This window comes from Idiomarina sp. UBA4206 (assembly GCF_002383015.1).
Classification (GTDB): Bacteria; Pseudomonadota; Gammaproteobacteria; order Enterobacterales; family Alteromonadaceae; genus Idiomarina; species Idiomarina abyssalis.
The window spans coordinates 28,242-36,173 of sequence record NZ_DFTS01000039.1 but is presented as its reverse complement, the minus strand read 5'-3'; the positions used below and the strand labels follow the sequence as shown (position 1 = coordinate 36,173).

The 7,932-nt window shown below is 48.1% G+C and carries 8 protein-coding genes; 4 read left to right on the top strand and 4 right to left on the bottom strand.

Features of this window, described 5'->3' with window-relative positions:
- The 3 genes from pepQ to B3180_RS08210 form a co-directional block, all read right to left on the bottom strand.
- Positions 1-1,073 (bottom strand): Xaa-Pro dipeptidase (gene pepQ / locus B3180_RS08220; protein ID WP_286843954.1); only part of this gene is annotated, 1,073 nt, incomplete at its 3' end.
- 83 nt (positions 1,074-1,156) lie between these two features.
- Positions 1,157-1,507 (bottom strand): iron-sulfur cluster insertion protein ErpA, encoded by a 351-nt coding sequence (gene erpA / locus B3180_RS08215; protein ID WP_054489624.1) that lies wholly within the window; start codon positions 1,505-1,507, stop codon positions 1,157-1,159.
- Positions 1,508-1,563: 56 nt separating this feature from the next.
- The gene (locus B3180_RS08210) at positions 1,564-2,310 is read right to left on the bottom strand and encodes a DUF6776 family protein (protein WP_054489626.1); all 747 of its coding nucleotides are present in this window, start codon (positions 2,308-2,310) and stop codon (positions 1,564-1,566) included.
- A 96-nt stretch (positions 2,311-2,406) separates the two neighbouring features.
- On the opposite strand from B3180_RS08210, the gene B3180_RS08205 reads away from it, so the two are divergent.
- The 4 genes from B3180_RS08205 (at position 2,407) to hemL (ending at position 6,912) form a co-directional block, all read left to right on the top strand.
- Positions 2,407-4,101: a chloride channel protein gene (locus B3180_RS08205; RefSeq protein ID WP_199494288.1), complete on the top strand. Its 1,695-nt coding sequence runs from the start codon at positions 2,407-2,409 to the stop codon at positions 4,099-4,101.
- A complete protein-coding gene (gene hemJ, locus B3180_RS08200) occupies positions 4,098-4,529 on the top strand; it encodes a protoporphyrinogen oxidase HemJ (RefSeq protein WP_199494287.1) in 432 nt (143 codons plus the stop codon). Before B3180_RS08205 ends, hemJ begins: the two co-directional genes overlap by 4 nt.
- 70 nt (positions 4,530-4,599) lie before the next feature.
- The gene (locus B3180_RS08195; protein ID WP_054489632.1) at positions 4,600-5,613 is read left to right on the top strand and encodes an aspartate carbamoyltransferase; all 1,014 of its coding nucleotides are present in this window, start codon (positions 4,600-4,602) and stop codon (positions 5,611-5,613) included.
- A gap of 15 nt (positions 5,614-5,628) precedes the next feature.
- A complete protein-coding gene (gene hemL, locus B3180_RS08190) occupies positions 5,629-6,912 on the top strand; it encodes a glutamate-1-semialdehyde 2,1-aminomutase (protein WP_222235823.1) in 1,284 nt (427 codons plus the stop codon).
- 10 nt (positions 6,913-6,922) lie between these two features.
- Here the strand turns inward: hemL and B3180_RS08185 are convergent.
- The coding region (locus tag B3180_RS08185; protein WP_286843949.1) for a penicillin-binding transpeptidase domain-containing protein at positions 6,923-7,932 on the bottom strand (1,010 nt) is incomplete at its 5' end.

Here is a 7,932-nt window from a genome sequence, read left to right as displayed (position 1 = left end):
TCGCTACGTTCGTAGCTGTCACCTTTATCGTCTTTCAGGAAGCCACCAACATCGTGCACCTGTAAACCAATAAAGTGACCCAGTCCGTGCGGCATAAAGGCGCTGGTGTAACCTTTGTCGTAAATGCTTTGTGCATCACCTTTAATAAACTCAAAGTCACTTAAAATTTGCGCAACTTTCAAATGCATGGACACATGCAGGTCGTAATAATTCACGCCTGGCTTAATTTCGCTTAATAGCTCCTGCTGAGCCTTATCCATGGCTTCAACTAAGTCTGCGTAGAAACCTTCTTCATAAGCGTAAGAACGGGTTATATCAGAGCAATAACCGCGATATCGTGCGCCAGCATCAATCAAGAACGAGCGAATTTGCTTAGGCGGAACCGTGTCGTAAACATCATAGTGCAAAATTGCTGAGTGGCTGTTCAGAGCAACAATGCTGTTATACGGCACTTGTGACTCGCGAAAGTCGATAGCTCCTAAGTAGGCATGGTGTATTTCCAGCTCACTTTTACCCGCAAAAAATGCTTCTTTGGCTGCAACATGAGCTTTTGCTGCTAAACGGTTGGCTTCGCGCAGATTTTCCACTTCCCACTCGGTTTTTATCGAGCGGTGGAAATGCAGGTGATCAATCAGTGCCTGTGGGTTACGAGCTTTTACTTTCCAGTCACTGACTGGTTGAGCAAAGTCTTCTCCAATAAAGGCTGCCTGTTCCAGGTCACTGCCTAAATCTTCGGTCAACATGCTTAAGTCGTCGATAATTTTTAAATCGACATACTGCTGCCACTCTTCTTCCGGAACGTTAACCGGAGCGTGCCAGAAGTCACGTGCCTGAAATAAGTACACAGTAGGACGCTGACTGCCTTTGCGATAAAAAATCGCACTTTTAGGGCTTTCTGTAACCGGTACCCAATACTTAAACAGAGGGTTAACACGGTACGGCGGCGCGTTGTCATCAAGAAAATCAACCCGGGGTTGCCCCGAGTAAACCAATACGGATTCAAATTGATTGTCCTCTAACGCTTTATCAAAGCGGCTACAAACTGTCTTGATGTGTTCTGCGTACGCGCCCATAAAAAAACCTCACAACAAATTGTGAGGTTATTCTAGCGGAAAAAGCGCAAACTTTCAGCCGCTCAAGTCTATTGGGGAAGGCGTTAAATCGAAAAGCTGGACCCACAACCGCAGGTCGTGGTTGCATTGGGGTTGTCAACGAAAAAGCGAGAGCCCTGCAGCCCTTCTTCGTAACTGACCACACCGCCCATCAGATATTGTAAACTCATAGGGTCAACCAATAGCGTAACGCCATTTTTCTCTATTTCCATGTCACCCGGGTTTTTCTTTTCATCAAAGGTAAAACCGTACTGGAAGCCAGAGCATCCGCCTCCGGTTACGTAAACACGCAACTTCAAATTTGGGTTTTCTTCTTCAGCAATCAGCTTACCCACTTTGCTTGCCGCTTGCTCAGTAAACTCAATCGGCATCGCCTGTTCTGCTGCACTGCTCATGATTTCTCTACCTTCGTTGAACTCTACGGCTATTTTCTCTTACCTGAGTATTTTGGTCAAGTATCGCCATCGCTCCGCACACCAGGGGTTGTTTCATTACGGCTAATTTCTTTCCAGAAAAAAGCTCTGTCCAGGGTTCCTTTGCCACCTTTGGTTAACCGAACCCTAACTTCAACCCGCTCAGGGGCCAGGCCCTCCGGCATAAAAAAGTCTCCCTCATACAGCGAAAAGTAGCGCATTGAAAAGCTGCGGTCGTCGTCGCCAATGTTCGCCAGATCTAATAAGTCGTAACGCTTTTTTTCTCCGTCGATGCGACCTATAAGCTCGACTGTCACATTACCCTGAACGAAATTACGGCGTTGTTCTATCTGCAATAACGCGAGAGAGAAGTGAAAGTGATTCTCAGAACGGTTCGCGGTGACAGTCAGCGAGTCAATAGTAACCCCGCTTTCCTGCAACTCCGGCGCCATAATTTTCTGATAGAAAGCTAAGTCGCGTCGCAGCCCATAATTATCGTTTTGCAGTGCGGACAGCTCGTCCTGCAGGCTTTGGTTCGCTGAACGTTCAATGTCCAATTCAACCTGCAGCACATGTCTCTGATATTCCATTTGCTCTAGTCGCTGATACAGCTGATCTAACTGCTCTTCCTGTTCTGCAACTTCTTCCTTTAACGCCTGCGCGTGCCACACACCAGCCAAATACGCCAGGTAGACAACCAAAACGGCAGCCAGGATCATTACTAAAAATACCGGGAAGGCTCCCCAGCGCTGTTGCCAGTATTTCAGGTTAAAATAGGGCTTCATAACTTCCAGCTCATTTCCATCAAGCGTTTATGCTGATATGTTATTGATAAATATGCAAGCGTCATCCCACGGTTTAAGGTAAGGATCGTATTTCAAATGGCCACTAGCTCCGTACTCCGGCAACAACTGCGAAAACAACTGGCGACGCCCTCTACGACTATCGCAATTTGTTTAATGGGCCTGGCCGGCGGTATTCTGGCAGCACTCATGATTGCCGGTTTTCGGTTCGCCATAGAGCAAGGCGCCTATCTTGTCGGTAATGACAGCTATTGGCAACAGCCTTTACCAACTACTTACCGCTTTTTACTCCCGGTTGTTGCGGCTGTCATGATTTATATTCTGTTCAGGCTTTCAGGGTCAAAGCATGTTCGAATGGGCATACCTTACGTTATTCACCGCATGAAGCAGCACTACGGTATGCTGCCCTGGCGCAGCACGGTGAATCAGTTCTTCGGCGGTATTATTGCATTGGTTGCGGGATTTAGTGTTGGCCGAGAAGGTCCCGCCGTTCATTTAGGCGCTGCGGCTGCAACCTGGCTGGGCTTTCATTTTGATGCACCAAAAAATGCCGTTCGCACCCTGGCGGCCTGTGGTATTGCAGCTGCAATAGCTGCATCCTTCAATACGCCTCTAGCCGCTATGATTCTGGTTATGGAAGTGGTGCTGCGGGAATATAAGGTTCATGTTTTCATCCCGGTTATGCTCTCGGCAGTTGCCGGCTCTCTGATAACTGAAGAGATTTTTGGTGTTGCCTCCGAATTAGCCGTTTTGTCTGCACAGGATATTCCGACCACTCAACTGCCCTGGGTCGTATTGCTTGGTGTCGTTCTTGGATTAGTCGGCGTAATGTTTAAAAAGCTGATGCTGGATGTCATGGAAACGGTCAAGGACATGTCATTGTTTACCCGTTTATTATTTGCCGGACTTATCACCGCCATGCTTGCTGTCATTATACCCACCAGTTTAGGCCCGGGGCTTACCGCCATTGAGCAGGTGCTGAATCATCAAGGTCAAATGTCATTATTGGTCACCTTGCTGATTGCCAAACTCTTTGCTTCTGCGATTGCATTAGGTATGGGCATACCTGGTGGGTTAATCGGTGCTGTATTTGGAATAGGCGCTATTATTGCGGCAGTATTCGTAGGGGCTGTCAATGGTCTCGGTATTCAGCAGGATCTCTCTTTTGACAGCTTCATCTTGTTGGGTATGGCAGGCATTTTGGCAGCCTGTATTCATGCCCCCATGGCTGCTCTTCTGGCTATCGTTGAATTGTCCCGTAGCGTTGAAATTATTATTCCGGCTATGTTGGTTATTGTGCCCGCTTATCTGATATCCAGCCAGTTACTCAAATCCAAGTCGATTTTTATTGCCCAACTTGACCTTCAGAACTTGCCCTATCAACTTGCGCCAGTGCATGTTGCTCTGCAAAAAACGGGGGTTGAAAATGTTATGGAAACCGACTTTAAACTCCTGCTTGAACCGACTCAAAATGAACTGGTTGACGCATTAGAATCAGCACAGGCAAAAACCGTTATCGTAATGTCGGTCGATGAAGAAAATCAGGCCCTTTACCGACTCGTATCCTATGATATCAATGCCGGTGACAGTCCAAGCCTGAGCTATACGCCAATTAAAGGAATTCGGGTAACCTCTACTTTGGCTGAAGTTTATGATGAAATAGGCCAGCAAAGACGAGGCGCCGTATTTGTTTATGAAACAGATGACGGACAACCTTGTGGAATTGTCACCTGGGAAATAGTTCGTAAAGCCTTACAGAGAGAGCTCTCATGACGTGGATACTATGGGTTAAAGCCCTGCACATTGCCTTTATGGTTTCCTGGTTCGCTGGCATTTTTTATTTGCCACGCTTGTTTGTTTATCACGCAATGAATGCAAAACCAGCTGTCGACGAGCAGCTCTGCGTCATGGAAAGGCGACTGCTGTATTTTGTCACGCCTTTCGCTATTCTTACCCTCATTTTCGGCGTTGTGCTGATTTTTGCTTATGGTTCGGCCTGGTTTGCCGCCAGTGGCTGGATGCACACTAAGCTGGTGCTGGTACTGTTGCTTTATATCTATCACGGCTACTGCTTTAAGCTGCTTAAAGACTTTAAAACCGGTAATAACCGCCGTAGCCATCGATTTTATCGTGTTTTTAACGAGCTCCCGGTACTGGCGCTGTTCGCGATCATAATTTTGGCCGTGGTTAAGCCTTATTAGATTCTCTTGTGCCACATGATTTGCTATAGTGTGCGTCCAGTGACATTCTGCGGCAGAGGCGCACCTAAAGATGAATTTCACCGGCTCCAATATTCTTTCTGTAAACCAGTTCGATCGCGACAGTATTGATTATATTTTCTCCGTTGCTGACAAGATGCAACCTTATGCAAGGCGCAAAACACGCACCCGCGTTCTCGACGGCGCTATTCTAGGCAACCTGTTTTTTGAACCATCTACCCGTACCCGGGTCAGTTTTGGTACTGCGTTCAACCTGTTAGGGGGCGAAGTACGCGAAACCACCGGAATGGAAAGTTCTGCCATAGCCAAAGGTGAATCACTTTACGACACCGCTCGTGTGCTAAGCAGCTACAGTGACGTTATTGCTATGCGTCACCCGAAATCGGGGTCAGTGAGAGAGTTTGCCGAAGGCAGCCGGGTGCCTGTCATTAACGGCGGTGACGGAGCAAACGAGCACCCCACGCAGGCACTACTGGATCTTTACACCATTCAAAAAGAGCTGGCATACCATCAACAAAGCATTGATAACATGCACATTTGCATGATTGGCGATTTAAAATACGGACGTACAGTTCACTCGCTGTCGACACTGCTATCCATGTACAAAAATATTAAGTTCACTTTAATTTCTCCACGTGAACTTTCTATGCCGGGCTCCGTATTAGATACGCTGGAAAACGCAGGTCACCGTGTCACTGTCACAGAAAAGGTCGACGGTATTGTCGACGCTGATATTGTCTATCAGACTCGCATTCAGCAAGAGCGTTTTGCCAGCCCGGAAGACGCTGATCAGTATCGCGGTAAGTTTCGTTTAAACCAGGATATATACACTAAGCACTACAAACCCAATACCGTCATCATGCACCCTCTGCCGCGAGATTCCCGCGCCGAGGCAAATGAACTGGACAATGATTTAAACCAAAACCCCAACCTGGCTATTTTCCGCCAGGCAGACAACGGCGTATTAATTCGTATGGCTCTGTTTGCATTAACACTTGGGGTCGTTGATCAAGTTGATAAACACCAATGTGAGGTCAACTGGTACAGCGAGAAAAGCCAACAGTAAAGAGGTAGTTACGACATGAGTCGCTCAGAAGAATTATACACTCAAGCACAAATCAGTATTCCTGGCGGCGTTAACTCGCCGGTTCGGGCTTTTAATGGCGTTGGTGGTACACCCATCTTCTTTGAGCGCGCTGAAGGCGCTTATATGTTCGATGCTGACGGCAAACGTTACATAGACTACGTTGGCTCCTGGGGACCTATGATTCTGGGCCACAACCACCCGGCAGTTTTAGAGGCGACTCTGCAAGCGGCCAAGCGAGGCTTAAGCTTCGGAACGCCGACAGAAGTTGAAATCACTATGGCGGAAACTATCCGCAAAATTGTGCCTTCAATTGAAAAAGTACGTATGGTGAATTCTGGTACAGAAGCAACCATGACCGCTATTCGCCTGGCCCGAGGCTATACCGGCCGGGATAAAATTCTGAAGTTTGAAGGTAACTACCATGGTCACGCTGATTCATTGCTGGTTAAAGCCGGTTCAGGTGCTTTGACTCTGGGTGTACCTAACTCGCCCGGCATCCCGGAAGACTTTGCCAAACACACCCTAACTGTGAATTACAACGATATTGAATCAGTGAAAAAAGTTTTTGCTGAAATGGGTGACGAAATTGCCTGTATTATTGTTGAACCTGTCGCCGGAAACATGAACTGCATTCCTCCGGTTGAAGGCTTTCTGGAAGGTTTACGCAGCATTTGCGACGATCACGGTTCGGTATTAATTTTTGACGAAGTTATGACCGGTTTCCGTGTAGCACCTGGCGGGGCCCAGGAGCGTTACAACATAAAGCCTGACCTGACTACTTTGGGTAAAGTTATTGGCGGCGGTATGCCGGTTGGTGCCTTTGGCGGCAAAAAAGAAGTGATGGACTACATTGCCCCGGTCGGCCCTGTTTATCAGGCCGGTACGTTATCGGGTAACCCTGTTGCTATGGCTGCAGGCTTAGCGGCTTTACAACAATTATCAACACCAGGGTTATACGACCAGCTTTATCAGCGAGTTGACACTTTACTCAACGGACTACAGGAACGTGCTGACCGTGCCGGAGTTCCAATGACCACCAGCCGTGCCGGCTCCATGTTTGGTTTCTTCTTTACCGAAGAACCTGAAGTCACAACCTTTGCTCAGGCTACCCAGTGCAACATGGAACACTTCAAAACTTTCTATCACGCCATGTTAGAGCAAGGAGTGTATTTGGCACCGTCAGCCTTCGAAGGCGGCTTTATGTCTGCAGCACACAGTGAAGAAGATATTCAGCAGACCTTAGATGCCGCTGAAAAAGCTTTCGCTAAATTACTTTAGTATCAGCTGATTAACCACCGAACAAACGTTCCCACCAGTTTTTCTCGCGGATATTACCGTCACAGGTAATATCCTCGGGGAGTCTGATTTCCTCTGCCGGTAATTTACGACCATTATTACAATCCTCCGGAATTCTCTGCCCCGTAGTTGGGTGAAAATTCTGCATAAGCAAAGGTTCGGGTACGTCCAGCGCCATGCTCAACGGAGGCAGATACCCATAGAAGTCGGCGGCAACTTTCAGTGCTCCGCTGCTTCCCGTTAAACCAACGGGTTGGTTATCGTCCCGCCCTAACCAGACAGTCACAACTTGCTCTCCATCAACAGCCACAAACCAACTGTCACGGTAGTCATTCGTGGTGCCTGTTTTGCCACCAACAATCTGTCCGGCCAGTGCACTTTGAAGCCGGCTGGCGGTGCCTTCAGCGACCACCCCGTGCAGGCCATAACGCGTCAAATAGGAAACGCTTTGGTCAAATACCTTCTTCTGTTCAGGTGTCTGACGACGGTATAAGACCTCTCCCTGATGAGTAGTAATTGAGGAGACCGCTGTTAAAGGCTGGTAATGGCCATCGTTCATTAACGCGCTGTACATTCGCGCGACCGCCATAGGAGATAGCGAAGCAGAACCCAGCGTCAGTGACGGGTATGGCTGCAACGGTGTTGTCACGCCTAACTCGCGTAAGTACCGCACTAACTGGTCTATACCCACTTCCATACCAACCCTGACCGCGGGCAAGTTCCGCGACTGAACAAGCGCATCATAAAGCAGTAAGCTGCCACTAAATTCTTCATCATAATTCAGCGGCTGCCATTCTTTGCCGTTCTTATCGGACAGGGTAACAGGCTCATCAGCCACCGGCGTATTTAAACCTATGTTGGAGTCCTGCATAGCAGCAGCATAAATAACTGGTTTCATTAAGGAGCCAATGGGCCTTAAGGCTAACAACGCGCGGTTATAACCTATTGCCTGACTCAAACGTCCTCCGGCCAGCGCAGTAACCGTCCCACGACGATAGTCAG